We start from the raw sequence: 26,583 nt of genomic DNA, 5'->3' as shown, positions 1-26,583 counted from the left end.
GCGGCTGACTCCGTTACGTCTTCGTCAGGGCTTGTTCAGAATTGTCTGGATGACTATCTGGACGCCCGTAGAAGTATAGGCGGTCATCGTAACACCCGAAGGAATCGGATTGGTCGAATTCTCGTAGATCGGAATCGACGAGTAGTAGACCGTATTCCCTGCGGCAATCGCGTCCGCGATCCTCTGTTCGGCCCCGGACATGACCGGTGAATTCGCATTCCGGTACAGCGGGACCAGATTGCGGCGGTCCGTGCCACTGCCACCGAGCTGACGCGCCAGCAGATGACCACGGTTCATCGTAGGGTCGTTCCCCAGCTTGAAGCCCGGAGGAACGCTGTCCCAGAAACCGGGAGTCGAGGGCGGCCACGGTGCGCTGCTTCCCATGATCTCCGTGTCCGGTCCGCCGAGTACGTTGTTTCCCTCCTTGTCGACAAGTGCGGCACGATCTTCGAGGGCCGCGCGGGCGGCGTCGACAAGCCCGTCTACGGCGCGCACACCTACGGCTTCAACACCGACACCAGCGGCGTCGCCGTCCTCGGCGACTACAACACCGCGACCTCCACGGCCGCCGTGCGCGACTCCATAGCCCAACTCGCCGCCTGGAAGCTCGGGTCGTACGGGATCAACCCGGCGGGCTCGCTCGTGATGGCCGCCGGCGCCGACAACGGCAAGTTCACCCAGGGCCAGCTCGTCACCATGAACCGGATCTCCGGGCACCGCGACGGCTACCCGACCGAGTGCCCGGGCGACAACCTGTACGGCGACCTGCCCGCCATCCGGACCGCGGCCGCCGCCCTCAACTCCCGCTCCGTGTACGGCGACACCAACGGTGACGGGCGCGCCGACCTGGCCGCAGGCAGCCCGGGCTCCACCGCCAATACGCACCCGGGCGCCGGTCAGGTCACCGTTCTGCCGGGCGCGCGCACCACCCCGTACGCGGGCGACAAGACCGTCGTCACCCAGGAGTCCGAGGGCGTACCCGGCGGCTCCGAGGACGGTGACGGGTTCGGTTCCGCGACCGCGTACGGCGATCTCGACCACGACGGGTACACCGATCTCGTCGTCGCCTCGCCGGGCGAGGAGGTCACCGCGGGCGCGAGCGACGAGGGCGGCGTCAGCATCCTGCGCGGCACCCCGAACGGGCTCGCCGGACAGGCCGGGATGATCAACGAGCCGGCCACCGTGCGCGCGAGCGGCGCCCGCTTCGGGTCCGCGCTCGCCACCGGCGACTTCGACGGGGACGGCGACGACGACATCCTCGCCGTGGCGCCCGGCGCCGGACGCGCCTGGTCCGTCGACGGCACCACCCGCGCCTTCTCGGCCCCGCTGCAGCTCAGGGACGGCGGCCCGGTCGCGGATCCGGCCGTCGCCACCGGGGACTTCGACCACGACGGGTACGAGGACGCGGCGCTCGCCTTCCGTACGAGCGGCGGGGCCCGTCAGCTCGTCGTCGTACGCGGCTCCGCCGAGGGCCTGCGCACGGACGCGCCCGCCGTCCTCGACGGGGCGGGCGGACGCTCCCTCGCCGCCGGTGACCTGAACGGCGACGGGTACACCGACCTCGTCGTCGGCCGCCCGGATTCCGGCACCGGTGGCGAGCTCGCCGCGTACCATGGCTCCGCCCATGGGCTTACCACCACCGGCGCCACCGACGTCACTCAACTCGTCTCCTTGGGCGAGGAGTTGGGTGCGTCGCTCGCCGTCCGCGACACCGACGGCGACGGGTACGCCGATGTCCTCGCCGGAGCCCCGGGCGCCGACTCCGGCGCCGGGCAGGCCTACTTGCTGCGCGGCTCCGCGGCCGGGCTCTCCGACACGGCCGCCACCACGTACGCCGAGGGCGCGGGCGCACTGCCCGGCGCCCCGGCGTCCGGCGACCGGTTCGGCGTCGCCGTCGCGCTCGCCGACCTCGACGGCGACGGCACCCCGGAGCCCGCCTTCGGCGCGCCGGGCGAGGACGCCGTCACCGTCCCGGGTGCCACTTACGGACCAGCCGCCACGGGCACCGCATCCGGCACAGGACTCGGCTCGGAGCTCACTCAGTGACGTACAGCACATCCGTACAACATGTGACGTTCTTCGAAGGTCTTTCGCTGAATAGGACATCTACCCGCGTGATGCGCGGGACCGGTGTGAACTTCATCAAGGGGTGGGGCAAGTGAGCCCGCGACATTCGCGAGGAAAAGCGCCTGACACGCGCGCCGCGCACGCGTACAAACCGCTGAGTCTCAAGCGCAGAGCCTGGATCACGGTCGGCGCTGTCGCTCTCGGCGGCGCCGGTGTGGTGACGTACGCGATGGCCGACCCGGGCGCCACCGTCGACGGCGTGCCCGCGCACCGGGCCGCGGCCGTGCACTCCGTGAGCATGCAGACGAAGAGCGACCGCAAGGTCGTACCGCAGAAGTCGACGCAGCTGTTCAGCGCGGTCACGGTCACCTGGAGCGACCCCGAGGACAAGCTCGACGGCTCGGCCCAGTTCCGCTCGCGCGACGCGGCGTCGGGCGACTGGAGCGCGTGGACGACGCTGCCGAAGGAGACCATCGACGCGGACGGCGCCGAGCGCGAGCGGGCCGCCCTGCGCGGCGGCACCGCGTCCGTGCCGACGAAGACCGACGCGGACGGCGTCGAGGTGCGGGTGGTCGACGCCGACGGCAAGGCGTCCGGCCTGCCCTCCGGCATGGACGTCAAGCTGATCGACCCGGGCACCGGCTCCGCCAAGGGCCGCAGCGCGGGCATCGAACCGGCCGCGTACTCCGCGGAGACGACGACCCCGACCGCCGGCGCGTCCCCGGACGCCGGGAACAGCGCGGCGGCCGTGACGGCTCCCGAGTCCTCGGCGCCGGAGAGCTCAGCCCCCGCCTCGGACGACCCGAAGGACGCCACGACCTCCGCCGCGCCCAGCGCCGCCGCCTCCGAAACACCGCCCGCGCCCCGCCCGTCGACGGTCGTCAAGCCGCACATCATTACGCAGGCCCAGTGGGGCGCCGGCACCAACTACGACGGCACGCCCACGTACGACACGGAGATCAAGGCCGCCGTCGTCCACCACACCGGCGTCGACTCCGACAACGCGGTGCCCTGCGCCCAGTCCGCCAAACGGCTGCGCGAGATCCAGCAGGAGCACATCGCCAAGGGCTACTACGACATCGGCTACAACTTCGTGGTCGACCGCTGCGGGCAGATCTTCGAGGGCCGCAGCGGCGGCATGGACCTGCCGGTGCACGGCGCCCACGACTACGGGTTCAACACCGACACCGTCGGCATCTCCTACATCGGCAACTTCGAGTCGGCCAAGCCCACCAAGGCCGCGCTCGACGCGATCTCCCGGGTCGTCGCCTGGAAGTTCGGCCAGTACGGCATCGTGCCGACCGACAAGGTGACCCTGACGTCCAACGGCGACCTCGGCCAGGACGGCAACAAGGTCCCCCTGGGCAAGACCATCACGCTGCCCCGCGTCTTCGGCCACAAGGACACCAACTCCACGCTCTGCCCGGGCGCGAACCTGTACCCGAAGCTGAGCCGCATCGCCACGCAGGCCGCCGCCCCCGGCGTCTCCCACGCGCTGCCCTCGCAGAACCTGACCGGGGACGCCACCGCCGACATCGCCGCGGGCATCCCGAAGGGCGCGAGCGGCGGCCAGGTGGCCATCGTCCCGGGCGGTGTCTCGGGCCCGACGACCACCGGCAGGAAGCTGATCTCGCAGTCCACCGGGGACATCCCGGGCGCGGGCGAGAGCGGCGACGAGTTCGGCGCGTCCACCGCGACCGGCGACGTCAACGGCGACGGCTTCACCGACCTCGTCGTCGGCCAGCCCGGCGAGGACGACACCACGGGCCACAAGGACCGCGGCGCCTACACCATCGTGTACGGCCCGGACTTCACCACCGGCACCGGCGTGAACCTCGACGCGAGCTACGACCTGTCGGGCGCCCGCTTCGGCTCGGCCGTCGCGGTCGGCGACTTCAACGCGGACGGCACGGCCGACGTCTTCGCCGCCTCCACCGGCTTCGGCGGCACGTGGTCGGCCCGGTACGGCGACGGCTGGGACAGCGACTCCATGGTCACCACCTCCGAGGACAACCTGTCCTACCTGGACGCCGCGTCCGGCGACTTCAACCGTGACGGCTACGCGGACGTCGCGCTCAACTACCGCGACGGCGCGGGCCTCGGCAAGGTCGTCTGGTACAAGGGCGGCGCGGGCGGCCTGCGCAAGGCCGCGACGCTGACGGTCAAGGGCGGCCGCTCCATCGCCGCCGGTGACCTCAACGGCGACGGCGTCGACGACATCGTCATCGGCCAGCCGTACACCTCCGAGTCGGCCGCCCACTCCGGCGGCCAGGTCACCGCGGTCTACGGCGCGGCGGCCACCGGTCTCGGCACGAAGGTCACGACGGTCCACCAGTCCACCAGCGGCGTCCCCGGCGCCTCCGAGGCCGGTGACGCCATGGGCGCCTCGGTCGCGGTCGGCGACTACAACAACGACGGCTACGCGGACGTCCTCACCGGCGCCCCGAACGAGGACATCACCCGCAGTGGCAAGAACCAGTCCAACGCCGGTACCTCGCTGCTCCTGAAGGGCTCCTCGGCCGGCCTGACCGGCACCGGCGCGCTCGCCGTCTCGCAGGACGAGCCCGGTGTCCCCGGCTCGACCGAGACGAACGACAACCTCGGCTCCTCGGCGGCGCTCACCGACCTGTCCGGCTACGGCCGGGCCGACCTGGTGCTCGGCGTCGCGGGCGAGGACACGGGCAACGGCACGCTGCTCTACGTACCGAGCAACAGCGGCGGGCTCGGCCTGTCCACGGCCAAGTACTACGGCGTGACGCAGGTCGGCTCCCCGGCCGGCGCCCGCCTGGGCACCGACCTGGCACCGTAACCGCACCGCACGACGAGGCCCCCCTCTCCCGGGAGAGGGGGGCCTCGTCGTACCCGTCCGAAATGCGCCCCTGCTTGCGCCGCGCACGGCCGATGGGTTACTCACTACCTCCCACGGGCGCGGCCCCGGCCGTTGAGGGGGCGGCCGGGTCCGGGCCACGTGCCGGAGGAAACGTCACATCGAGACGACGCCGAGCCGGTCGAGGAACCGGAAGAACAGCTCCTCCGCCGACGGCTCGGCCTGCGCCCGCAGCACATCGAGCAGCGGCCCGCGCTCGACGGTCCGCTCCCCCTCGCCGGCCCAGGCGACGGCACGCCCGGCGGCGTCGTCGGGCGGCAGGAAGTAGTCCTCCAGGGCGAGTTCGTCACCGCCGATGTACCGCGCCATCGCGGCCCGCCCCAGACAGGTCGTCCAGGCCCCGCCGCTCGGCGCCGCGGCCTCCACCACGGCGCACCGGCTGTCCATGACATAGGCGAACAGCGCGGGCGCGCCGGTCTCGGCGGCGAGGGAGTTCATGCTGCCGGGGTCCGGCGCCTGCTCCCCGTCGGCCCCGCCGCCCGGGCACTCCCACACCTGCCAGCCCCCGGCCCGCTCCTCCAGGAGCGTCAGCGCCTCGCGCACCCCGCCCAGCGCGTCCAGTTCCTTGAGCGGCCGTTCGCTTCTGGCCACCACGTAGTAGCCCCAGTACCCCATCCCCGTGCCCCCGTCCCGATGCTCTTCGCGGCTCGGGCCGAATACACCACAGGCGTACGGGACTTCGCCACCTGAAACACAAACTGGGACAGCCTGTACTCAGCCGTCCAGCCGGTCGGCCAGTTCCTTGAACCGTGTCCAGGTCAGCTCGGGCTTCCCCGGGTCCCACAGCTTCTGCACCGTCGCCCGCAGCGGCATCCTGATGCCCCGCGCGACCTGCTCCTGCGTCTGCGACCGCGCGAGGTCGCACCAGACGGCGAAGGAGCCGCCGAGGATCTGGTCGTCGTACTTCGCGGGGACGGGACGCGTGCCGCGCACCACGAGCGGGGTCCAGCTGTCGTAGATCCGCTCGCCCGTCGGATAGACGAAGGTGTTGGGCTGGCCGAGGACGTAGTAGAGGTACTCGTCGTTGTAGTTGGTCAGCTCGCGTCCGGCGCTCAGATAGGAGACGGGGTCGCGCGCCCCGATCTCCTTGCCCGTCCAGTACGCGACCTCCAGCTTCTTGTCGGCCTCGACGACCCCGCCGGTGAAGAACCCGTCGTTCCACGCCTTCAGCCTGCGGTCGAAGGGCTTCATGGTCGCGGCCCGGTCGTTCAGCCAGCCCTGGGCGAGATCCTGCACGCGCGCCCTCGCCCCGTACTTCTCGCGTGCGGCGCGCGCGAGCTGCGGGAAGGACGCCTCGGGGTTCGTCCGCGTCAGCGCCTGGTACTCGTCGCCGCCCAGGTGCCAGTAGGCCCCCTTGAACAGTCCGGCGTACTCCTTCAGCAGGTCGTCGACGATGTCGGCGGCGGCGGGCTTGGAGATGTCGATGGCGCCGCGGGTGGCGACCCCGCCCACGTCGCGCAGCTGGAGGTCGGGGTGGGCCCGGATGACGGCGCCCAGGTGCCCCGGCGAGTCGATCTCCGGCACGACGGTGACGTGCCGCTGTTCGGCGAGCGCCAGGATGTCCCGTACCTGCGCCTTGGTCAGGTGCTCGGAGGAGACGATCTCGGGGTGCGAGTCGGACTCGATGCTGAAGGACTGGTCGTCGGAGAAGTGCAGCCCGAGCTGGTTGTACTTCAGGTCGCCGAGCTCCCTGACCCGGTCCTTGATCCAGCCGGCCGAGAAGTGCTTGCGCGCCATGTCGAGGCTGAATCCGCGCTGCGGCTTGGCGGGCTCGTCCGCGACGACGCCCTCGGGCGCGGTGCCGCCGCCGTGCACCTCCTGCTTGAGGGTGCGGGTGCCGTAGAAGACGCCGGTGTCCCGGGGCGCGACGATCCGCACCCGCCCGTCCGCGACGGTCATCCGGTACGACTCCGGGCCCGCCCCGGACGCCCCGCCGAGGGCCAGCTCCACGTCGCCGGGGCCCGCCTTCGCGTCCTCGCCCGCGTAGCGCAGCCCCAGCTCCCCGGCGATCAGCCGCCCCTCGTCGTCCAGCGCGCCGTCCCGCACCACGACCCGTCCGCCGTCCGGCTTCCAGCCGGGGCCGTGCGCCGGAGTGAAGTCCCGCACCGCGGGGATCGTGCGCGGGGGCGTGGACAGCGGATAGGACCGGCTGGGCGACGGGGACGAGGACGACGCGGAGGACTCCCGCGCCGCGGCGCCCCGCTCACCGTCGTCCTTGCCGTCGGGCCACAGCACAGCGGTGACGGCCACGGCCCCGGCGGCGACCACCACGGCCCCCGCCAACAGGGCCTTCCGCTCCTTCTCCATGAAACCTGGCTCCGATCTGCGCCCCGAAGGGGCGCGGGGAACTGTGCGACCGACCATGACGAAAGCCGCGCCCGCGACCGCACCTCATCGCTACGGCGAAAAGGCGCACCCCGCAACGACACCCACCCACACTTGTCCACTCGCGGCAGTCAAACTCCCCGTCCGGGTGAAATTCGCGCATCCGTCGGACACCCGCAATCAGCCCTCGCTAGCGTTACGCCACAAACAAACGCCGCACAAACTCCGTACAGCCGATCCCAGCCGCCGGAGGCACCCGCTGTCCGCGCTCCGCCCCCCTCCCGGTCCCGACCGCCTGCCCATACCGGCCCAGGTCACACCGCACGAGGGACTCACCAGGCTCAACGGGCTGCCGCGCCACGCCGCCGAGCAGGCCCTGCGCACCTGCTGTGCCAGCGGCGCCTGGGCGCGCCGGCTCGCCGCGCACCGCCCGTACCCGGACCTCGACGCCCTGCTCGCGGCGGCCGACGAGGCGTCGTACGACCTGGCGCCGGTCGACATCGCCGAGGCGCTGGGCCGCGAGAGCCTGCCGCTGCCGCCGGTCGCCGCCGTGTACTCGGCCGCGCACACCGCGCTGGCCGCGGCGCACGCCGCCTACCAGGACCGTTTCGGGCACACCTTCGTCGTCTGCCTGGACGACACCGCGCCCGACGAGGCCCTCGACCACCTGCTCAGCGCCCTGCGCGACCGGCTCGGCAACGACCGGGAGGAGGAGCGGGTGCTGGCCGCCGACGAGCTGCGGCGACTCGCCCGGGGGCGCATCGTCCGGCTGGTCCGGAACTTCCCGGACCTCCTGGACCGTCCGGATCACGCGGGTGCCCCGGGTCCGGGCCCGGAGGCGGCGGAGCGGGAATGCGTCGGCAATAGCCCGTACGTGCCTGTTTGATTGCCTGTTTGATCACACCGCAGGCCCCGGCGCGAGCGAGCCGACAACTCGTCGATACGATGACGAGCGGCCGGTGGACCGTACCCGGCCGGGCCCGACCGACACCGAAGCCGGCGCGGCCCTCAGTCCCCGCTCCCGGAGGGTTCTTCCGTGCCGGCTGGAACGCTGTACCGCGGCCGGGAAGGCATGTGGTCGTGGGTGGCTCATCGAGTCACCGGTGTCCTCATTTTCTTCTTCCTGTTCGTACACGTCCTGGACACCGCTCTCGTCCGCGTCTCCCCCGAGGCGTACGACGATGTTGTCTCCACCTACAAGACGCCGATCGTCGCGCTGCTGGAGTACGGCCTCGTCGCCGCCATCCTCTTCCACGCGCTCAACGGCCTGCGTGTCATCGCCGTCGACTTCTGGTCGAAGGGCCCGCGCTACCAGAAGCAGATGCTCTGGACCGTCGTGGGCATCTGGGTCGTCCTGATGGTCGGGGCCCTGTACCCCGTCCTCGGCCACGCCGTCCGTGAACTCTTCGGGAGCTGAGGCCAGACATGTCCACTGACACCACCTCCGGCGTCGGTCCCGTCGAGGGCGTCTCGCTCTACGACGTCGACAACCCCGCGCCGTACATCGAGGCCCCCCGCAAGCGCACCTCGAAGACCCCGCGCTCCACGCGCGGCAACTTCGAGATGGCCGCCTGGCTGTTCATGCGCCTTTCGGGTGTCGTCCTGGTCGTCCTGGTCCTCGGCCACCTGCTGATCCAGCTCGTGCTCGACGGCGGCGTCTCCAAGATCGGCTTCGCCTTCGTCGCGGGCCGCTGGGCGTCCCCGTTCTGGCAGGGCTGGGACCTGCTGATGCTGTGGCTCGCGATGCTGCACGGCGCCAACGGCCTGCGCACGGTCATCAACGACTACGCAGAGCGCCCCAACACCCGTATGTGGCTGAAGGGCCTGCTGTACGCCGCGACGGTCTTCACCGTCCTGCTGGGCACGCTGGTGATCTTCACCTTCGACCCCAACATCCGTTAAAGCCGAGGCGAGCGAAACCGTGAAGATTCACAAGTACGACACCGTCATCGTCGGCGCCGGCGGCGCGGGCATGCGCGCGGCCATCGAGTCGACGAAGCGCAGCCGCACCGCCGTGCTGACCAAGCTGTACCCCACCCGCTCCCACACGGGCGCCGCGCAGGGCGGCATGGCCGCCGCGCTGGCCAACGTGGAGGAGGACAACTGGGAGTGGCACACCTTCGACACGATCAAGGGCGGCGACTACCTGGTCGACCAGGACGCCGCCGAGATCCTGGCGAAGGAGGCCATCGACTCGGTCCTCGACCTGGAGAAGATGGGCCTGCCGTTCAACCGCACCCCGGACGGCACCATCGACCAGCGCCGCTTCGGCGGTCACTCCCGCAACCACGGTGAGGCGCCGGTCCGCCGGTCCTGCTACGCCGCGGACCGCACGGGCCACATGATCCTCCAGACGCTGTACCAGAACTGCGTCAAGGAGGGCGTGGAGTTCTTCAACGAGTTCTACGTCCTCGACCAGCTGATCGTCGAGGTCGACGGCGTCAAGAAGTCCGCCGGTGTCGTGGCCTACGAGCTCGCGACCGGTGAGATCCACGTCTTCCAGGCCAAGGCGGTCATCTACGCCTCCGGCGGCACCGGCAAGTTCTTCAAGGTGACGTCGAACGCGCACACGCTGACCGGTGACGGCCAGGCCGCCTGCTACCGGCGCGGGATCCCGCTGGAGGACATGGAGTTCTTCCAGTTCCACCCGACCGGCATCTGGCGCATGGGCATCCTCCTGACGGAAGGCGCCCGTGGTGAGGGCGGCATCCTCCGTAACAAGGACGGCGAGCGCTTCATGGAGAAGTACGCGCCGGTCATGAAGGACCTCGCGTCCCGTGACGTCGTGTCCCGCTCCATCTACACGGAGATCCGTGAGGGCCGCGGCTGCGGTCCCGAGGGCGACCACGTCTACCTCGACCTCACGCACCTGCCGCCGGAGCAGCTGGACGCCAAGCTGCCGGACATCACCGAGTTCGCGCGCACGTACCTCGGCATCGAGCCCTACACGGACCCGATCCCGATCCAGCCGACCGCGCACTACGCCATGGGCGGCATCCCGACGAACGTCGAGGGTGAGGTCCTGGCGGACAACACCACCGTCGTCCCCGGCCTGTACGCCGCCGGTGAGGTCGCCTGCGTGTCGGTGCACGGCGCCAACCGTCTCGGCACCAACTCGCTGCTCGACATCAACGTCTTCGGGCGTCGTGCGGGCATCGCGGCCGCCGAGTACTCCCACACGGCCGACTACGTCGAGCTCCCGGAGAACCCGGCGTCGCTGGTCGAGGAGCTCGTCGAGCGCCTGCGCGACTCCACGGGCACCGAGCGCGTCGCGGTGATCCGCAACGAGCTGCAGGAGTGCATGGACGCCAACGTGATGGTGTTCCGCACCGAGCAGACGATCAAGACGGCCGTCGAGAAGATCGCCGAGCTGCGCGAGCGCTACCGCAACGTGTCGATCCAGGACAAGGGCCGGCGCTTCAACACCGACCTCCTGGAGGCCATCGAGCTGGGCAACCTGCTCGACCTGGCCGAGGTCATGGCGACCAGCGCGCTCGCCCGCAAGGAGTCCCGCGGCGGTCACTACCGCGAGGACTTCCCGAACCGCGACGACGTCAACTTCATGCGCCACACCATGGCGTACCGCGAGGTCGGCGACGACGGCACGGAGACGATCCGTCTCGACTACAAGCCGGTCGTCCAGACCCGCTACCAGCCGATGGAGCGTAAGTACTGATGGCTACTCCGACCATGGACAAGCTCGAGGCGCTCGAGGCGGACAACGGCTCGCACCTCATCACGGTCACCTTCCGGATCCGCCGGTTCAACCCGGAGGTCTCGGCGGAGTCGACCTGGGAAGACTTCCAGCTCGACATCGACCCGAAGGAGCGCGTCCTCGACGCCCTCCACAAGATCAAGTGGGACCTGGACGGGTCGCTGACCTTCCGCCGGTCCTGCGCGCACGGCATCTGCGGGTCCGACGCGATGCGCATCAACGGCAAGAACCGCCTTGCCTGCAAGACGCTCATCAAGGACATCAACCCCGAGAAGCCGATCACGGTCGAGGCCATCAAGGGCCTCACCGTGCTGAAGGACCTCGTGGTCGACATGGACCCGTTCTTCCAGGCGTACCGGGACGTCATGCCGTTCCTGGTCACCAAGGGCAACGAGCCGACGCGCGAGCGCCTGCAGTCCGCCGAGGACCGCGAGCGCTTCGACGACACCACCAAGTGCATCCTGTGCGCCGCGTGCACGTCGTCCTGCCCGGTGTTCTGGAACGACGGCCAGTACTTCGGTCCGGCCGCCATCGTGAACGCCCACCGCTTCATCTTCGACTCGCGCGACGAGGCCGGGGAGCAGCGGCTGGAGATCCTCAACGACCGTGACGGTGTGTGGCGCTGCCGCACCACCTTCAACTGCACGGACGCCTGCCCGCGTGGCATCGAGGTCACCAAGGCGATCCAGGAAGTGAAGCGCGCGCTGATCACGCGCCGCTACTGACCTTCCCGGTCCCGCCCGTGCCGTGGGCCCCGCTCCTTCCCGGAGCGGGGCCCACGGCCGTTTCGGCGGCGGCGCACACGGCGACGGCCCCCGCTGCACGGCTTTTGCCCGACTCGGCGGCTAATCTGACGGAATGTCACCTGACAATCGACTCGACGCCGCCCCCGACCTCCCCGCCCTTGAGGTACTCGGCTTCGACAACGCCCTGTTCCCCGTCGGCGACCTCGCCGAGGCCGTCGCCTTCTACGAGCGCGCCGGGTTCTGCGTGAAGGTGCGGTTCGACGAGGCGGGGATCGCCCTGCTCGGCGCCGGCAAGGAGACCCCTGGGCTGTTGCTGCGCGCCGAGGAGGAGTTCGGGCGGCGCTCCCCGGCGTGGCCCGCCGCGCGGCTGTGGCTGGAGGTGCGCGACGCGCGGGCCGCGGGCGAGCAGCTGACCGCGGCCGGGATCGACCTCCTCGACCCGCCCTTCTCCACCTCCACCGGATACGTCGTCGAGTTCGCCGATCCGTGGGGCAACGTCATCGGGTTCACCGACTACCTCAAGCGGCCCGAACTCGCCCGCAGTTGAGACTCCCGTCACGTGCGGCCCCCTAGGGCGACTCTCGCTTGAACGTGTTCAAAAACAGGGCTACATTCATCCCTGTCAGCGTTTTTGAACGCGTTCAAGGAGGGTGGGGCATGGACCTCACAGTCGTCGCGTACGTCGTCTACCTCGTCGTCAGCATCGGGCTGACCGTCTGGGTGGCGCGCACCCTGAGCCGCAACGGCCGGATCTTTCTCTCCGACGTCCTGCACGGCGACGAGAAACTGGCCGACGCCGTCAACCACCTGCTGGTGGTCGGCTTCTACCTGGTGAACCTCGGCTTCGTGGCCCTGTATCTGAGCGGCGACGGGACCATCACCACCACGCGCGAGATCTTCGAGAACCTCTCGACCAAGCTCGGCGTCGTCCTGCTCGCGCTCGGCGTGATGCACCTGGGGAACGTCTACGTCCTCAACAAGATCCGGCGGCGCGGCCTCATGGAGCGCGAGCAGCAGCCGCCGGTCCCGCCGCAGGGGTGGGCCGCTCCGGCGGCCGGGGTGTGAGCGCGGTGGGAGTCGTGGGGGAAGCGGACCGGGGCGCCCGGGGGGACGTCCCGGTCCGCCGGCTCACGGTGCTGTACGACGCCGAGTGCCACCTGTGCACCTTCGTACGGAACTGGCTGGTGAAGCAGCGCCAGTTGGTGCCGCTCGATCTGGTCCCGGCCGGGCACGCCCGGGCCCGGCAGCTCTTCCCGGACCTCGATCACGCGGCGACGCTCGGCGACATCACGGTGATCGGCGACGGCGGGCAGCTCTACCGGGGCCCGGCCGCCTGGGTCGTCTGCATGTGGGCGCTGCGCGCGTACCGGCCCACCGCCCACCGGATGGCGACGCCCGCCGGGATGAAGGTGGCCAAGCAGGTGGTGCTCGCGGCCTCCCGGTACCGGGAGGCCCAGTGGGGCCCGCAGGCGGGCGGCGGGGCGTACCGGCGCGCGGACGGCTGGCGGTACGACCCGAAGGACGGCTGGTTCCACGAGGCCTACGGGTACGGGGAGGAGCCCGCGGACCGGGCGGCGGGCTGCGACAGCGGCTGCCGCACGGCCGATTAGGCTCGGCGGCGTGGCAGCAGAGAAGACCGTGAAGAGCGAGCAGACGCGGGCACTGATCCTGGAGACCGCGATGCGGCTGTTCCGGGAGCGGGGCTACGACAGGACCACGATGCGGGCGATCGCCCAGGAGGCCGGGGTCTCGGTCGGCAACGCGTACTACTACTTCGCGGGCAAGGAACACCTCATCCAGGGGTTCTACGACCGGATCGCCGCCGAGCACCAGGCGGCGGTCCGGTCCGTGCTCGACACGGAGACCGATCTGGAGGCGCGGCTCGCCGGGGTGCTCGGGGTCTGGCTGGAGATCGCGGAGCCGTACCACGAGTTCGCGGCGCAGTTCTTCAAGAACGCCGCCGATCCGGAGTCCCCGCTCAGCCCGTTCTCACCGGAGTCGGAGCACGCGCGGCAGGCGGCGATCTCCGTGCACCGGGAGGTGCTCGCCGGTTCGAAGGCGAAGGTGCCGGCCGAACTCGCCGAGATCCTGCCGGAGTTGATGTGGCTGTCGCAGATGGGGCTCGTCCTGTACTGGGTCTTCGACTCGTCCGAGGACCGGGAGCGCAGCCGGCGGCTGGCGGGCCGGGGCGCGCGGCTGACGACGCGGGGGGTGGCGCTGGCCCGGTTCCGGGTGCTGCGGCCGCTTGTCCACGAGGTGCACGAGCTGTTCACCGACTTCCTGCCGGGGATGACCCGGCCCCGGCAGAGCCGATAGACCGACCCCTCTTACCTTTGCCTCAGCTTTGAGCTGTACCTTCGCGGGATGCCCGGCACAGCCTCGTCCCCGCAGCACCCGTCGTCCTCCCCGTTCGGCCGTCGCGCCGCGCTCGGTCTCGGCATCGGAGCGGCCGCCGCTCTCACCCTTCCCGCGCAGCGGGCCTCCGCCGCACCGGTCGTGGGCGGCGCGCGGCTCGGTGCGGCCGGGGTGCAGGTGCGGCGCGGCGCCGGGGTGCCGAAGCCGCCGGGGCTCAGGGCCCGTGCGTGGCTCGTCGCCGACAACGACAGCGGCGAGGTGCTGGCCTCGTTCAACGCGCACAAGGCGCTGGCTCCCGCCTCCACCCTGAAGATGCTCTTCGCGGACACCGTGCTGCCGAAGTTCGCCGCCACCGACCGGCACCGGGTGACCGCCGAGGACCTGGCCGGGATCCCGTACGGCTCCAGCCTCGTCGGCGTCCAGGCCGGCACCACGTACACCGTCCACCAGTTGTGGCAGGGCGTCTTCCTGCGCTCCGGCAACGACGCCGTGCACGTCCTCGCCCACATGAACGGCGGCGTCGAGCAGACCGTCGCGCAGATGCAGGCCCGCGCGAAGGATCTCCAGGCCGAGGACACCCATGTCGTCAGCCCCGACGGCTTCGACCACAAGGGGCAGCTCTCCTCCGCGTACGACCTCACGCTCTTCGCTCGCGCGGGGCTGAAGAACGACGACTTCCGCGGGTACTGCGCCACGCGCGTCGCCGACTTCCCCGCGGGCGGCTCCAAGACCTTCCAGATCCAGAACACCGACCGCCTGCTGACCGGGCAGGGGGTCGCCCCGTACCAGGGGCTGATCGGCGTCAAGAACGGCTATACGACCAACGCCGGGAACACCTTCACCGGTGCCGCCACCCGCGACGGGCGCACGCTTCTGGTGACCGTGATGCATCCCGGGTCCGGGGCCGAGGTGTACGAGGAGACTGCGGCGCTGCTCGACTGGGGGTTCCGGGCCGGGGGCAGGGCCGGTGCCGTCGGGGAGCTGGTCGTGCCGTTGAGCGAGCGCCCCAAGGAGTCGGCGTCGCCGGTCGCCGGGGCGCCGGCGGCCTCCTCCGGCGGGTCGGCCGAGGGGCGGGAGGGGTGGGCGCTCGGGGGGTCCGCCGTGGTGGCTGCGCTGGCGGGCGGAAGCCTGGTGGCCCTGCGCCGCCGCCGTCGGCCCACCGGCCGCCGCCGGGCCTGATCCCAGTTCGTCACGCGCGCCCCGGGGGCGGACGGCGAAACCGGGGATGTGGAGAGGGCTGGGGCAAGGCCCCGCTCCTTGGGGGGGTCAGGAACGGACCAGGGCCCAGACCGTTTTGCCGTAGCGGCCGCGCTGCCAGACCCCCCACGCCTCGGCAAGCGCATCAACCAGATGCAGCCCCCGACCGTTCTCGTCCTCGGCCGGGTACGGCACCTTCACCTCGGGCTCGGCCGACGCCGCGTCGGACACCTCGATGAAGCACGAGCCGTCCGCGAGCACCGTCACCGCGACCTCGAACTCACGCTCCCGCACGGGACCGTGCCGCACGGCGTTCGTCGCCAGTTCGGACACGAGCAGAATCGCGGTGTCCAGCGCTTCAGCCGGCCCTGTGTGCCCCCAGACCGCGAGATGATCGCGCACCCGTAGCCGCGCGATCCCCACCGAGGCCGGGTGCCGGGGCAGTCTGAACGCACTGCGCCGCAACACACGTAGCCACCTCCTCCTCATCCGTCGCCGGACGTACTTTGTCCGTTCACGCATACCGTGAACACAGTTGCGACACATGATGCTGCGGCATGAATACGCTGAGTGCCACCACGGTCACCGACAGCACGTCGGTATTCGGTCAGGCGCCCGCGGCCGTGGTCAGGCCTGACGCGACGCCAGCTCGACGACCGTGATGTCGGACGGCGCCCCCACCCGCACCGGTGGGCCCCAGGCCCCGGCGCCCCGGCTGACGTAGAGCTGGGTGTCGCCGTAGGACTCCAGGCCCGCGAGGGTCGGATTGGCCGCGTCCGCGACGAAGTTGCCGGGCCACAGCTGTCCGCCGTGGGTGTGGCCGGAGAGCTGGAGGTCGACGCCGTGCTTCACCGCCTCGTGGATCATCACGGGCTGGTGGGCGAGGAGCACGGCGGCGCGGGAGGTGTCGCGGTCGCCGAGCGCCTTGCCGTAGTCGGGGCCCTCGCCGTGGTTCGCGCCGCTGATGTCGTTGACCCCGGCGAGGTCGAACGCGCCCATCTCCACCCGGGCGTTGGCCAGCGGCCGCATCCCGATCTCGCGGACGTGCGCCACCCAGGGGTCGGCGCCGGAGAAGTACTCGTGGTTGCCGGTGACGAAGTACGTGCCGTGCCGGGAGCGGAGCCGGGCCAGCGGGGCGACGGCCGGGGCGAGGTCCTCGACGCTGCCGTCGACGAGGTCGCCGACGACCGCGATCAGGTCGGGCTGGGTGCCGTTGACGATGTCGACGACGCGCTCGGCGAAGCCGCGGCCGAGCACCGGGCCGAGGTGCACGTCGCTGACCACCGCGATCCGGAACCCGTGCGCGGAGCGCGGCAGTTTGGCCAGCGGGACCGTGACCCGCTTCACCTTCGGGCCGCGCAGCACGCCGTAGGCGCCGTTGCCGACGATCCCGGCGGCGGCGACGGCCGAGGCGGCGCCCACGGTCCGGGCGAGGACCAGCCGACGGGTGGGAGCGGCGACGGGCGCCGGTTCGGGGGCGGGGGCCGGTTCGGGGGCCGGCTCCGGCGCGGCCTCGTCGGCGGCGGGCCCGGGGCGGCGCGTCCCGCGGTCGAGCACTCGCCGCAGCACCGGCCGCACCGCCTCCCCCACCAGCAGCGCGAGCAGCAGGTAGAGGGCGAACGCCATCCACAGGAACCCGGGCCAGGCGAGCGCCCGTTGCAGCGGGAACGGCGCTCCGGCCCGCTCCGCGGCGATCGCCGCGAACATCAGCACCGGGCCCGCCACGAACACCGCGGCACCGAGGCGCCGGGGCCACCCGGGCCCGGCCGTCGTGGCGCGGACCAGGCGCCGGTACGCGTAGTAGTGCAGCCCGGCGAAGGCCGCGAGCACGGCGACGACGGCGAGGACGAGGAGGACGACCATGACCCGCCGCCGCTAGGCGGAGTCGCGCTGGGACCGCACGCCGCGGAACCCGATCACCCCGACCACCGTCCCCAAGACAAAGGAAACGATCGCGAGGGTCAGGTGGACCCAGAAGTACGTGGTCGGATCCCCGGCGTCGTCGAAGGCGAGGCCGCTGCCGTCCTTCCACAGATTTTTGGCGAAAGTGACCCAGATGATCCACGACCACACCCCGAAGGCGAGCAGGAACCAGGAGACGGGGCGACTGAGCTTCATGCGTTCAGTATCGCCAGCGCGTGCGGCGCACCGCCGCCGGGGTGGGGCGGAGGAGACACAGAACACCTCGGCGGAGACTTACGGGCCGGGTACCTGTACGTTCTCGTGCGTGTCTGCCACTCATGCGTCGTACGTCACCTCGTACGTGAAGAAGTCCGCGCTCGTCCTGACGGCCTGTGCCCTGACGCTGGCGGGGATCGCCCCCGCGGCGGTCGCCGCCGACAAGGACGACAAGCCACCCGCGACCATGTCGGACATCGGCGGCGCCCGGCTGGCGAAGGCGGGCACCCAGGTGGACCTCGGCGGCGGCGCTCCGGTCCTGCCCAAGGATCTGACGGCGAAGTCCTGGATCGTCAGCGACGCCGAGTCGGGCGAGGTGCTGGCCTCGCACAACGCGCACTGGAAGCTGCCGCCCGCGAGCACCCTGAAGATGCTCTTCGCGGACACGGTCCTGCCGAAGTTCCTGAAGTCGACGACGCACAAGGTCGTCCCCTCCGACCTGGCGGGGATGGGCGCGGGCTCCAGCCTCGTCGGCGTCAAGGAGGGCTTCACGTACACGGTCCACGACCTGTGGCTGGGCGTCTTCCTGAAGTCGGGCAACGACGCGGTGCACGTGCTGTCCGCGATGAACCACGGCGTCCCGCAGACCGTGAAGGACATGCAGGCCCACGCGGACACGCTGCAGGCGCACGACACGCACGTGGTCAGCCCCGACGGCTACGACATGCCGGGCCAGACCTCGTCCGCGTACGACCTGACGCTGTTCGCCCGCTCGGGGCTGCAGAAGCCGGACTTCCGCGAGTACGCGGCGACGGCGCGGGCCAAGTTCCCCAAGGAGCAGAAGAAGGGGAAGACGACCGAGCGGTTCGAGATCCAGAACACCAACCGGCTGCTCACCGGGGACTCCGGCATCTCGCCGTACAAGGGCATCGCGGGCGTCAAGAACGGCAACACCACGAACGCGGGCGCGACCTTCACCGGGGTCGCCGAGCGCGGCGGCAAGGTGCTGCTCGTCACCGTCATGAACCCCAGCTCCGGAGAGTCCTTCGCGGTCTACAAGGAGGCCGCGCGGCTGCTCGACTGGGGCTTCGAGGCCGACGGCAAGGTCTCCCCGGTCGGCCACCTCGTCCTGGCGAAGACGGCCGCCGCGCCGTCGGCCTCGGCCGCCCCGAAGGGCGACGCGGGCCCCGCGAAGCCCGACGCGCACGCGGCGGTCACCTCGACGAGCGGCGGCTCCAGCGGTGTCGGGATCGCGCTGGCGATCACGGGTGGGGTGCTGGTGGTGCTGGCCGCGGGGGTGTTCGTGGTGCGGAAGAAGTGGCCGGCTCAGAAGCGGTCCTGACCCCGGTCGCCGACCAGGCGGCGCAGAACAGCAGCAGCTTCGCCGTGAAGTTGATCCACAGCAGCAGGGCGACCGGCGTGCCGAACGCCCCGTACATGCTCTTCGCGGCGACGCCCTTGATGTAGCCGCCGAGCAGCATCTTCAGCAGCTCGAACCCGGCGGCGCCGATCAGCGCCGCGGTCACCAGATCGCGGCGCTCGGGCGCCACCCCGGGCAGCAGGGTCAGGACGTAGAGCAGCAGCAGGAAGTCCGCGAGCACGGCGATCGCGAACGCGGCGGCCTGGAGCAGGAAGCCGCCCCAGCCGTTCTTGTCGAGGCCGAGCCCCTCGGCGGTGGCGTCCACGGCCGTGGAGGCGACCGTGGAGGCGACGAGCGAGGCGAGGCCCGCTCCCCCGAGGCCGATCAGCACCCCGGCGTCCTTCAGCTTGCGCAGGACCGGGTTCTCCTCCTCGTCGGGCAGCTCCCACACGGCGCGCAGGCACTCCCGCATCGAGCCGACCCAGCCGATGCCGGTGAACAGCAGCAGCGCGCCGGCGACGACCCCGACGGTGCCCGCGTTGTCGACCAGCGCCTGGATGTCCAGCTGGTCGGAGATGCCCGGCACCTGATCGCCGATCTTGGTCTGGAGCTCCTGCTGCTGCGCGGTGGACAGCGTGCCGGCCGCGATCGCCGCGGCGACGGTGAGCAGCGGGAACAGGGCGAGGAAACTGATGAACGTCATCGCCGCCGCGAGCCGCGCCCAGTGCACGGCGTCGAGCCGTTCGTAGGCGCGCCAGGCGTGCGTCAGCATCAGCCGGCTCACCAGGGGTCCGACAACGGGGAGCTTCTTCAGCCAGTCCATGATCCAAGCCTGCCCTTGTCCGCCGTTTCAACCGGGCTCGTACGGATCGTGCTCGCGCGGAAAACCAGGGTCCTGGTACCCCAGAACCGCAGCACCGTGGCCAGTGCCATGCCGACTCCCGCCCCGGATACGGTGTCCGCCCGCGCCGAGGTCAGCCCGAATCCGTAGTGCGACACGGCGAGGCACAGCAACTGCACCAGCGCGCCCACCACGTTCACCGCGAAGAACACCCCGTACTGCCGCAGCCGGGTGACCTGCGGTGCCGCGCCCCGGTACGTACCGAGGGCGTTGCCCGCGTACGCCACCGAGCAGCCCGCCACGAAGGAGAGCGCCTTGGCGGTGAGCGGGTCGAACCCGGCCGGGCCGCGCAGCCACACGAACAGGCCGAGGTCGGCGGCGTACGCGCAGAGCCCGACCCCCGCGAAGGCGGCCAGCTCCGGTCCCAGCGCCCGCAGCCGGCTCACCAGTCGACGACCGCGAGTCCGTACATGGCCAGCCACACCAGGCCGATGACCGCGAGGGCCCGGTCGCGCAGCACGACGTCCTCCGGCTCACCGGCCGTGCCCCGGTCGGCGAAGACGGCGTAGCGCAGCACGGCGAGGATGAACGCCACCATCGACAGCTGCCGCCAGGGCAGCAGGCTGGTGCGCGCGACACCGCCCTCCTCCATCGCCCACAGGCAGTAGGCGAGCACGGCGACCCCGGCCGCGAGCTGCCAGACGAAGCGCAGGTAGCCGGTCGTGTACTGGTTCAGCAGGGCCCGCGTGGCGCCCTCCTTGCCCGCCATCTGCACGGCCTCGGAGTACCGCTTGGCGGAGACCATGAACAGCGCGCCGAACCCGGTGGTGATCAGGAACCAGCGCGACAGCGGGATGCCGAGCGCGACCCCGCCGATCATCGCCCGCATCAGGAAGCCGGTGGTCACGACGGTCAGGTCGACGACGAGTACGTGCTTGAGGCTGACGCAGTAGGCGAGCTGCATGGCGACGTACGCGGTGAGCAGCGCCGCGGTCATCGGGTTGCACAGCGCCGCCGCGAGGGTCGGCGCGAGAGCCGCGAGGGCCGCGCCCGCGGCGTAGGCGACGGGGACCGGCACCTGGCCCGCCGCCACCGGGCGGTGCCGCTTGACCGGGTGGGCGCGGTCGGCCTCGGCGTCGCGCGCGTCGTTGATCAGGTACACCGCCGCCGAGGCGAGGGTGAACAGGCAGAAGACCAGCACCACTTGGGTCAGCGCGTGCCGGGAGAAGAGTTCACCCGCGGCGGCGGGGGCCGCGACGACCAGGGCGTTCTTCACCCACTGCCGGGGCCGCGCGGTGCGCAGCAGCCCGGCGGGCAGCCCGAGCGGGGTGACCCGCTGCCGTACTTCGTGCGGCCGTTCCAGGACCGCCGCGCCCTTGGCGCCGTCCGTCATCGGGGCGCACCTCCGGCGGCCGCCCAGCGCGCCCCGAGCCGCGCGGTCAGCGCCCCCAGCGCCGCGCCCGCCGCCACGTCGGACGGGTAGTGCACGCCGACGACGAGCCGCGAGACGCACATGGCGGCGGCGATCGGCGGCGCCAGGTGCGCGCCGACCGGCCGCACCGCGCCGTAGGCGACGGCGGCGGCGGCCGCGGCGGTGGCGTGGGAGCTGGGGAAGGAGTGCCGGCCGGCCGTGCGCACCAGGGGCTCGATCCCGGCGCCCGCCTCGGGCCGCGGCCTGCGCACCACACGCTTCACGCCCATGCTGGCCAGGTGCGCGCCCGCGGTCAGGGCCGTGGCGCGCAGCCAGGCGGGGCGCCGTTCCCGGTCGGCGGCGGCGCCCACGAGCCCGGCCGCGAGCCAGAGCGCGCCGTGCTCCCCGGCCCAGGACAGCGCCCGCGCGGCCGCCGCCACACGCCGGTCCGAGCCGCAGTCGCGCAACGCTGACAGCAATCGGCGGTCGATGTCGTCCATGTGGCTCACTGTGGAGGCCGGGCACCCCGCAGACCGGGCCATTTCCTATGACACCCCCTCAATCACCCATTTCGGTGAGGGAATATGAGATTTGGGGCAAAGCGGCCTTCTATGGACGATACGGTCGCCGTCATGGCTGCAGCTCCTTCACCCACGGCACCCACGAGCCCCGGTTACGACACCGTGCCGGTCACCGGCTGGGGCCGCACCGCCCCGACCTCGGCGCATCTGGTGCGCCCCCGCAGCTACGAGGAGACGGTGGCCGCCGTCCGGGAGTGCGCCGTCACCGGGCGGCGCGGCGGCATCGCCCGGGGCCTCGGCCGCGCCTACGGCGACGCGGCGCAGAACGCGGGCGGCGCGGTCCTCGACATGACCGGCCTGGACCGGATCCACGCCATCGACGCGGCGGGCGGCACCGTCCTGTGCGACGCGGGCGTCTCCCTGCACCGGCTGATGGAGGTGCTGCTGCCGCTCGGCTGGTTCGTGCCGGTCACCCCCGGCACCCGCTATGTGACGGTCGGCGGCGCGATCGGCGCCGACATCCACGGCAAGAACCACCACGTCCACGGCTCCTTCTCGCGGCACGTCGAGGCCCTCGAACTGCTCACCGCCGACGGCGAGGTGCGGATGGTGGAGCGCGGCACCGAGCTGTTCGACGCCACCGCCGGCGGCATGGGCCTGACCGGCGTCATCCTGACCGCGACGGTCCGGCTCCAGCGCGTGGAGACCTCGCTGATGAGCGTCGACACCGAGCGCGCCACCGACCTCGACGACCTGATGGCCCGGCTGACCGCCACCGACCACCGCTACCGCTACTCCGTCGCCTGGATCGACCTGCTCGCGCGCGGCAGCGCCCTGGGCCGCGCCGTCCTCACCCGCGGCGACCACGCCCCGCTGGACGCGCTGCCCGCCCGCGCCCGCCGCGCCCCGCTGGAGTTCCGCCCCGGCCGCCTTCCCGCGCCGCCCGCCTTCGTCCCCGAGGGCCTGCTGGGCCGCACCACGGTCGGCCTCTTCAACGAGCTCTGGTACCGCAGGGCGCCCCGGCTGCGCACCGGCGAGCTCCAGAAGCTCGCCGCCTTCTTCCACCCGCTCGACGGCGTGCCGCACTGGAACCGGGTCTACGGGCGCGGCGGCTTCGTGCAGTACCAGTTCGTCGTCGGGTACGGGCAGGAGGACGCCCTGCGCCGCGTCGTGCGGCGCATCTCCGAGCGGCGCTGCCCGTCCTTCCTCGCCGTCCTCAAGCGGTTCGGCGACAGCGACCCGGGCTGGCTGTCCTTCCCGATGCCGGGCTGGACCCTCGCCCTCGACATCCCCGCCAGCCTGCCGGGGCTCGGCGCCTTCCTCGACGAGCTCGACGAGGAGGTCGCCGCCGCCGACGGCCGCGTCTACCTCGCCAAGGACTCCCGGCTGCGCCCCGAACTGCTCGACGCCATGTACCCGCGGCTCGCCGACTTCCGTTCGCTGCGAGCGCGGCTCGACCCGGCCGGCGTGTTCCGCTCGGACCTGTCGCGCCGCCTCTCCCTCTGACTCCCCCGACCCCTCACAGGAGTTCGCCTCTCATGAAGGACGCCTTCGGCATCCCCCAGTCCCTGCTCGTCCTCGGCGGCACGTCCGAGATCGGGCTCGCGACGGCCCGCCGCCTGATCACCCGGCGCACCCGCACGGTGTGGCTGGCGGGCCGTCCGTCCCCGGCGCTCGACGCGGCCGCCGAGGAGCTGCGCGGCTCGGGCGCCGACGTGCGGACCGTCGCCTTCGACGCCCTCGACTCCGAGGCGCACGAGGAGGCGCTGGGGAAGGTGTTCACCGAGGGCGACATCGACATGGTGCTGCTCGCCTTCGGCGTCCTCGGCGACCAGGCCCGTGACGAGGGCGATCCGCTGGCCGCCGTACGCGTCGCCCAGACCAACTACACGGGCGCCGTCTCGGCCGGGCTCGTGTGCGCGCGGGCCCTCCAGGCGCAGGGGCACGGCTCGCTGGTGGTGCTGTCGTCGGTCGCGGGTGAGCGGGCCCGGCGCTCCAACTTCATCTACGGGTCGAGCAAGGCGGGGCTCGACGCGTTCGCGCAGGGGCTCGGGGACGCGCTGCACGGCACCGGGGTGCACGTCATGGTCGTGCGGCCCGGGTTCGTGCGCACGAAGATGACGGCCGGGCTGGCCGAGGCGCCGCTCGCCACGACGCCGGACGCCGTGGCTGCCGCCATTGAGCTGGGGCTTCGGCGGCGGTCGGAGACTGTGTGGGTGCCGGGGGCGCTCCGCGTGGTCATGGCGGGCCTCCGCCACGTCCCCCGCCCCCTCTTCCGCCGCCTCCCGGTATAACCCGGGCCCGCCCCTGCCGTCCTGGGCGTGCGGTCCGCCCCGCCCCGCCCCGCCTTGGGCAGCCGCCCGCCGCCCGTCTCGCGACCCGGGCGAGCGCCCGCCGTCTTGGGCAATCTGCCGCCTGGGGCGGCAGGGTGGGCAAGGCGGCCCCCGGCGCGGGGCTAGCGCCTAAGGGGCGGCCAGTACAGCGCCGTTCGCGGGTGCAGCCCCGGTGGGGGCTGGTCGCGCAGTTCCCCGCGCCCCTGTCGGGGCGGGCACAGCGCCCCAGGCGGGGCTGGCAGCGGCCCGCGCGGCACGGCTACGGGGTGCTGTTGGCGCGGCCGGCGCCTCGGCGCGGGGATTGCGGGGGGACCGTGGGACCCGGGAAACAGAAGTCGCGGAGGCGCCGCCAGATGCCGTCGGCCCCCTGCTCGTAGAGGGCGAACCCGGTACAGGGCCAGGCCGCCTCGTAATCGGCCAGCTCCGCGAACGCCCGGTCCATCGCCTCCTCGGCGATCCCGTGCGCGACCGTCACATGCGGGTGGTACGGAAACTGCAGCTCACGGGCGACCGGCCCGGAGGCGTCCCGTACCTGCTTCTGCAGCCAGGTGCACGCCTCCGCCCCTTCGACGACCTGCACGAACACCACCGGCGAGAGCGGCCGGAAGGTACCGGTGCCGGACAGCCGCATCGCGAACGGCCGCCCGGTGGCGGCGACTTCCGCGAGATGCGCCTCGATCGCCGGCAGCTGCCCGCCGTCCACCTCGGTCGGCGGGAGCAGCGTGATGTGCGTGGGGATGCCGTGCGCCGCGGCGTCGCCGAAGCCCGCGCGCCGCTCCTGGAGCAGGCTGCCGTGAGGCTCCGGGACCGCGATCGAGACACCGATCGTTACGGTCCCCACGTCGTGCTCCTGTCATCGAGTGGCGGGCGGGCGGTGGTACTGCTGCTGCGCGAGGCGTGCGGGCTCAGTGCTTGGCGGGCAGGAAGCCGACCTTCTCGTACGCCTGGGCCAGGGTCTCGGCGGCGACGGCCCGCGCCTTCTCCGCCCCCTTGGCCAGGATCGCGTCGAGGGTCTCCGGGTCGTCCAGGTACTCCTGGGTGCGGGTCCGGAACGGGGTCACGAAGTCAACCATGACCTCGGCCAGGTCCGTCTTGAGCGCACCGTACATCTTGCCCTCGTACTTCTGCTCCAGTTCCGGGATACCGATGCCGGTGAGGGTGGAGTAGATCGTGAGGAGGTTGCTGACGCCGGGCTTCTTCTCGGCGTCGTAGCGGATGACCGTGTCGGTGTCGGTGACCGCGCTCTTGACCTTCTTGGCGGTGGCCTTCGGCTCGTCGAGCAGGTTGATGAGGCCCTTCGGCGTGGACGCCGACTTGCTCATCTTGATCGACGGGTCCTGGAGGTCGAAGATCTTCGCCGTCTCCTTGAGGATGTACGGCTTCGGGATCGTGAACGTCTCGCCGAACCGGCCGTTGAACCGCTCCGCGAGGTCGCGGGTCAGCTCGATGTGCTGGCGCTGGTCCTCGCCGACCGGCACCTCGTTCGCCTGGTACAGGAGGATGTCCGCGACCTGGAGGATCGGGTACGTGAACAGGCCGACGCTCGCGCGGTCGGCGCCCTGCTTGGCGGACTTGTCCTTGAACTGGGTCATCCGGCTGGCCTCGCCGAAGCCGGTGAGGCAGTTCATGACCCAGGCGAGCTGCGCGTGCTCGGGCACGTGGCTCTGCACGAACAGCGTGCAGCGCTCCGGGTCGAGCCCCGCGGCCAGCAGCTGCGCGGCGGCGAGCCGGGTGTTCTCCCGCAGCACCTCCGGGTCCTGCGGGACGGTGATCGCGTGCAGGTCCACGACCATGTAGAAGGCGTCGTGGGACTCCTGGAGGGCGACCCACTGGCGGACCGCGCCGAGGTAGTTGCCGAGGTGGAACGAGCCTGCGGTGGGCTGGATTCCGGAAAGCACGCGAGGACGATCAGTGGCCATGGCCCCATTGTCTCAGGTGTCCCTCGTGGAATGGGGGCAGGTGCACGACAGGTCTCTGCCACTACGGTGTTCCCGTGACCCGGATCACGCCGGGTACGGCGCCGGGGGTGAGTGATGCGCGGAATGCGGGCGGGCCGTCGGGCCCTGGCGGCGGCGGTGCTGCTGATGCTGGTGGGTGCCGGGCCCGCACAGGCCAGGCCGGTGGGGCCCGGCTCGGCGGACGTGCCCGACCTGGCCGTGGTGATCGCCCCGGGCGCCGCCGACGGACCGTCGGTGTCCCTGCACTACGAGGACCCGGACTTCGCCCGCCTCGAACAGCTGACCGCGGAGTTCGACGCGGTGACCGAGCGGGTGCCGAGCGCCTGGGACGACGGACGGTTCCCGCCCGTGGTGGCGACGATCGTGTGGGGCATGACCGGGGTGGGCGGCTGGCCGGAGACCCGGCGGGCGCCCGGCACCGACACGGCCATCGAGCGCCAGGACCAGCTGATCGTCGCCGACGACGGCACACCGTGGATCCGCACGGACCCCATGGTCGACGTGAACGACGACGATCTGCGCTGGCACCGCGTCTCCCCGGCGCTGGTCGCCGAGCTGCGCCACGCCGGAGTGTTCCCGCCGGAGCGTGCCGCCCCGGGCGTACCGCTGTGGGACCGGCTGCTGTGGGCGCTGGGCGGGCTCGTCGCGGGGCTCGCCGCGGCCGCGGTGCTGTGGCGGTTCCGCGAGCGGCTGCCGCGGGCGGGGCGGGAACCCCGGGGCCCGCGGCAGGAGCTCGTCGGCTGAGGCCG

At 71.9% G+C, this 26,583-nt stretch carries 28 protein-coding genes; 16 read left to right on the top strand and 12 right to left on the bottom strand.

Annotated elements, in window-relative coordinates; translation table 11 throughout:
• Positions 1-24 precede the first annotated feature (24 nt).
• Positions 25-297, bottom strand: a complete 273-nt coding sequence (locus ABII15_RS23915; protein WP_353944337.1) for a DNA/RNA non-specific endonuclease — start codon at positions 295-297, stop codon at positions 25-27.
• Between ABII15_RS23915 and ABII15_RS23910 the strand changes: the two genes are divergently transcribed.
• Entirely contained in the window at positions 283-2,046 is a 1,764-nt protein-coding gene (locus tag ABII15_RS23910; protein ID WP_353944336.1) for an FG-GAP-like repeat-containing protein, read from the top strand. The genes ABII15_RS23915 and ABII15_RS23910 overlap by 15 nt on opposite strands.
• A 112-nt stretch (positions 2,047-2,158) precedes the next feature.
• Positions 2,159-4,876 (top strand): N-acetylmuramoyl-L-alanine amidase, encoded by a 2,718-nt coding sequence (locus ABII15_RS23905; RefSeq protein WP_353944335.1) that lies wholly within the window; start codon positions 2,159-2,161, stop codon positions 4,874-4,876.
• Between the two features lie 174 nt (positions 4,877-5,050).
• On the opposite strand, the gene ABII15_RS23900 is transcribed toward ABII15_RS23905, so the two are convergent.
• Together ABII15_RS23900 and ABII15_RS23895 are read right to left on the bottom strand one after the other, a co-directional pair.
• Positions 5,051-5,569 carry a hypothetical protein gene (locus tag ABII15_RS23900; RefSeq protein ID WP_353944334.1) on the bottom strand — a complete coding sequence of 173 codons (519 nt, stop codon included), beginning with the start codon at positions 5,567-5,569 and terminating at the stop codon, positions 5,051-5,053.
• A gap of 99 nt (positions 5,570-5,668) precedes the next feature.
• On the bottom strand, positions 5,669-7,261 hold the full coding sequence (locus ABII15_RS23895) for a glycoside hydrolase family 20 protein (RefSeq protein WP_353944333.1): 1,593 nt from the start codon (positions 7,259-7,261) through the stop codon (positions 5,669-5,671).
• Positions 7,262-7,574: 313 nt separating this feature from the next.
• Here ABII15_RS23895 and ABII15_RS23890 point away from each other — a divergent pair, with 313 nt between their 5' ends.
• The 10 genes from ABII15_RS23890 (at position 7,575) to ABII15_RS23845 (ending at position 15,274) form a co-directional block, all read left to right on the top strand.
• Positions 7,575-8,165, top strand: a complete 591-nt coding sequence (locus ABII15_RS23890; protein ID WP_353947173.1) for a 2-oxo-4-hydroxy-4-carboxy-5-ureidoimidazoline decarboxylase — start codon at positions 7,575-7,577, stop codon at positions 8,163-8,165.
• A 150-nt stretch (positions 8,166-8,315) separates the two neighbouring features.
• Entirely contained in the window at positions 8,316-8,696 is a 381-nt protein-coding gene (sdhC, locus tag ABII15_RS23885; protein WP_111663982.1) for a succinate dehydrogenase, cytochrome b556 subunit, read from the top strand.
• Between the two features lie 8 nt (positions 8,697-8,704).
• Positions 8,705-9,181 (top strand): succinate dehydrogenase hydrophobic membrane anchor subunit, encoded by a 477-nt coding sequence (locus tag ABII15_RS23880; RefSeq protein WP_353944332.1) that lies wholly within the window; start codon positions 8,705-8,707, stop codon positions 9,179-9,181.
• A gap of 19 nt (positions 9,182-9,200) precedes the next feature.
• Entirely contained in the window at positions 9,201-10,955 is a 1,755-nt protein-coding gene (gene sdhA, locus ABII15_RS23875; protein ID WP_353944331.1) for a succinate dehydrogenase flavoprotein subunit, read from the top strand.
• Positions 10,955-11,719 (top strand): succinate dehydrogenase iron-sulfur subunit, encoded by a 765-nt coding sequence (locus ABII15_RS23870; protein WP_111663979.1) that lies wholly within the window; start codon positions 10,955-10,957, stop codon positions 11,717-11,719. Before sdhA ends, ABII15_RS23870 begins: the two co-directional genes overlap by 1 nt.
• A gap of 133 nt (positions 11,720-11,852) precedes the next feature.
• Positions 11,853-12,287: a VOC family protein gene (locus ABII15_RS23865; protein WP_353944330.1), complete on the top strand. Its 435-nt coding sequence runs from the start codon at positions 11,853-11,855 to the stop codon at positions 12,285-12,287.
• 110 nt (positions 12,288-12,397) lie between these two features.
• The gene (locus tag ABII15_RS23860) at positions 12,398-12,805 is read left to right on the top strand and encodes a hypothetical protein (RefSeq protein ID WP_353944329.1); all 408 of its coding nucleotides are present in this window, start codon (positions 12,398-12,400) and stop codon (positions 12,803-12,805) included.
• A 14-nt stretch (positions 12,806-12,819) separates the two neighbouring features.
• Positions 12,820-13,350 (top strand): DCC1-like thiol-disulfide oxidoreductase family protein, encoded by a 531-nt coding sequence (locus ABII15_RS23855; RefSeq protein WP_353944328.1) that lies wholly within the window; start codon positions 12,820-12,822, stop codon positions 13,348-13,350.
• A 10-nt stretch (positions 13,351-13,360) separates the two neighbouring features.
• Positions 13,361-14,056, top strand: a complete 696-nt coding sequence (locus ABII15_RS23850; RefSeq protein ID WP_353944327.1) for a TetR family transcriptional regulator — start codon at positions 13,361-13,363, stop codon at positions 14,054-14,056.
• Between the two features lie 48 nt (positions 14,057-14,104).
• The gene (locus ABII15_RS23845) at positions 14,105-15,274 is read left to right on the top strand and encodes a serine hydrolase (protein WP_353944326.1); all 1,170 of its coding nucleotides are present in this window, start codon (positions 14,105-14,107) and stop codon (positions 15,272-15,274) included.
• A gap of 87 nt (positions 15,275-15,361) precedes the next feature.
• On the opposite strand, the gene ABII15_RS23840 is transcribed toward ABII15_RS23845, so the two are convergent.
• The 3 genes from ABII15_RS23840 to ABII15_RS23830 form a co-directional block, all read right to left on the bottom strand.
• Positions 15,362-15,760, bottom strand: coding sequence for an ATP-binding protein (locus ABII15_RS23840; RefSeq protein WP_353944325.1), 399 nt, complete (start codon positions 15,758-15,760; stop codon positions 15,362-15,364).
• 159 nt (positions 15,761-15,919) lie between these two features.
• Positions 15,920-17,155: a metallophosphoesterase gene (locus ABII15_RS23835; RefSeq protein ID WP_353944324.1), complete on the bottom strand. Its 1,236-nt coding sequence runs from the start codon at positions 17,153-17,155 to the stop codon at positions 15,920-15,922.
• A 12-nt stretch (positions 17,156-17,167) separates the two neighbouring features.
• Positions 17,168-17,410 carry a hypothetical protein gene (locus ABII15_RS23830; protein ID WP_353944323.1) on the bottom strand — a complete coding sequence of 81 codons (243 nt, stop codon included), beginning with the start codon at positions 17,408-17,410 and terminating at the stop codon, positions 17,168-17,170.
• 109 nt (positions 17,411-17,519) lie between these two features.
• Between ABII15_RS23830 and ABII15_RS23825 the strand changes: the two genes are divergently transcribed.
• Complete coding sequence (locus ABII15_RS23825; protein WP_353944322.1) at positions 17,520-18,752, top strand: D-alanyl-D-alanine carboxypeptidase; 1,233 nt, start codon at positions 17,520-17,522, stop codon at positions 18,750-18,752.
• Here the strand turns inward: ABII15_RS23825 and ABII15_RS23820 are convergent.
• The 4 genes from ABII15_RS23820 to ABII15_RS23805 are packed head-to-tail and all read right to left on the bottom strand — an operon-like array spanning position 18,673 to position 21,522.
• The gene (locus ABII15_RS23820) at positions 18,673-19,593 is read right to left on the bottom strand and encodes a YihY/virulence factor BrkB family protein (protein WP_353944321.1); all 921 of its coding nucleotides are present in this window, start codon (positions 19,591-19,593) and stop codon (positions 18,673-18,675) included. The genes ABII15_RS23825 and ABII15_RS23820 overlap by 80 nt on opposite strands.
• Entirely contained in the window at positions 19,581-20,057 is a 477-nt protein-coding gene (locus ABII15_RS23815; RefSeq protein ID WP_353944320.1) for a GtrA family protein, read from the bottom strand. The genes ABII15_RS23820 and ABII15_RS23815 overlap by 13 nt, the downstream gene beginning before the upstream one ends.
• The gene (locus ABII15_RS23810) at positions 20,054-21,004 is read right to left on the bottom strand and encodes a decaprenyl-phosphate phosphoribosyltransferase (protein ID WP_353944319.1); all 951 of its coding nucleotides are present in this window, start codon (positions 21,002-21,004) and stop codon (positions 20,054-20,056) included. Before ABII15_RS23810 ends, ABII15_RS23815 begins: the two co-directional genes overlap by 4 nt.
• Positions 21,001-21,522: a phosphatase PAP2 family protein gene (locus tag ABII15_RS23805; protein ID WP_353944318.1), complete on the bottom strand. Its 522-nt coding sequence runs from the start codon at positions 21,520-21,522 to the stop codon at positions 21,001-21,003. The genes ABII15_RS23810 and ABII15_RS23805 overlap by 4 nt, the downstream gene beginning before the upstream one ends.
• A gap of 132 nt (positions 21,523-21,654) precedes the next feature.
• On the opposite strand from ABII15_RS23805, the gene ABII15_RS23800 reads away from it, so the two are divergent.
• Both ABII15_RS23800 and ABII15_RS23795 read left to right on the top strand, forming a co-directional pair.
• Positions 21,655-23,049 carry an FAD-binding oxidoreductase gene (locus tag ABII15_RS23800; RefSeq protein ID WP_353944317.1) on the top strand — a complete coding sequence of 465 codons (1,395 nt, stop codon included), beginning with the start codon at positions 21,655-21,657 and terminating at the stop codon, positions 23,047-23,049.
• A gap of 32 nt (positions 23,050-23,081) precedes the next feature.
• A complete protein-coding gene (locus ABII15_RS23795; protein ID WP_353944316.1) occupies positions 23,082-23,837 on the top strand; it encodes a decaprenylphospho-beta-D-erythro-pentofuranosid-2-ulose 2-reductase in 756 nt (251 codons plus the stop codon).
• Between the two features lie 298 nt (positions 23,838-24,135).
• Here ABII15_RS23795 and ABII15_RS23790 read toward each other — a convergent pair whose 3' ends face one another.
• Positions 24,136-24,717, bottom strand: a complete 582-nt coding sequence (locus tag ABII15_RS23790; RefSeq protein ID WP_353944315.1) for a 2'-5' RNA ligase family protein — start codon at positions 24,715-24,717, stop codon at positions 24,136-24,138.
• A 64-nt stretch (positions 24,718-24,781) separates the two neighbouring features.
• Positions 24,782-25,795: a tryptophan--tRNA ligase gene (trpS, locus tag ABII15_RS23785; protein ID WP_353944314.1), complete on the bottom strand. Its 1,014-nt coding sequence runs from the start codon at positions 25,793-25,795 to the stop codon at positions 24,782-24,784.
• A gap of 114 nt (positions 25,796-25,909) precedes the next feature.
• On the opposite strand from trpS, the gene ABII15_RS23780 reads away from it, so the two are divergent.
• A complete protein-coding gene (locus ABII15_RS23780; RefSeq protein ID WP_353944313.1) occupies positions 25,910-26,578 on the top strand; it encodes a hypothetical protein in 669 nt (222 codons plus the stop codon).
• The last annotated feature ends 5 nt before the right edge of the window (positions 26,579-26,583 follow it).

The organism is Streptomyces sp. HUAS MG91 (genome assembly GCF_040529335.1).
Taxonomy (GTDB): Bacteria; Actinomycetota; Actinomycetes; order Streptomycetales; family Streptomycetaceae; genus Streptomyces; species Streptomyces tabacisoli.
Note: the sequence above shows the minus strand (reverse complement) of the source record. Positions and strands in the feature narration are given on the sequence as shown.